The following is a 655-nucleotide window of genomic DNA, read 5'->3' on the forward strand; positions in this document are numbered from 1 at the left end:
ATTTGCAGAAAATTGACCAACAGTTTGACATTTTCAGCGACATTCGCGGTATGGGACTGCTGATTGGCGCCGAACTGAAGCCGCAGTTTAAAGGCCGGGCGCGTGATTTCTTGTACGCCGCGGCGAATGAAGGCGTGATGGTACTGAATGCCGGGCCGGACGTGATGCGTTTCGCGCCGTCGCTGGTGGTGGAGCAGACTGATATCGATGAAGGGATGCAGCGCTTCGCGCAGGCCGTGGCGAAAGTGGTGGGTTGATGGATTGCCGGATGGCGGCGCGAGCGCCTTATCCGGCAGTCGATCTTAACCTTTCATATCCCGCAACCGGCGNCAGCCAGATCCCGTGGTGCGGTCGCTGACGCCATGCTACCGACGAAATGGTGTGCATGGTATTCAGATGCCCCAATATCCGCTGTAGGTGCTGCTCAAGGGTGCTTAAAGGCCCATGGGACAGCATCTCTGGCGCCTCGAGAATATTCACATCGCCGGAGCTTCCGGGGCCGTCATATTCCAGCCGCTGCTGGCAGCGTTGGATCGCAATTTCGCAGGATTCCAGATACCGCTGCGCCAAATCCGGCGTCAGCATCGTATGTTCCCTTGCCAGCGTAGTCATTGCGTTGATGTGTTCGACGATGAACTGGCTATGCGTAACCCAC

At 57.3% G+C, this 655-nt stretch carries 1 protein-coding gene and 1 pseudogene; one reads left to right on the forward strand and one right to left on the reverse strand.

What is annotated here, in order from left to right; genetic code table 11:
- The coding region (locus FDX22_RS22220; RefSeq protein ID WP_146717782.1) for an aminotransferase class III-fold pyridoxal phosphate-dependent enzyme at positions 1-257 on the forward strand (257 nt) is incomplete at its 5' end.
- Positions 258-302: 45 nt separating this feature from the next.
- Here the strand turns inward: FDX22_RS22220 and FDX22_RS22225 are convergent.
- Positions 303-655 (reverse strand): annotated as a pseudogene (locus FDX22_RS22225) (hypothetical protein); the annotation flags it as partial.

This window comes from Citrobacter sp. TBCS-14, assembly GCF_005280805.1.
Lineage (GTDB): Bacteria > Pseudomonadota > Gammaproteobacteria > Enterobacterales > Enterobacteriaceae > Citrobacter > Citrobacter gillenii.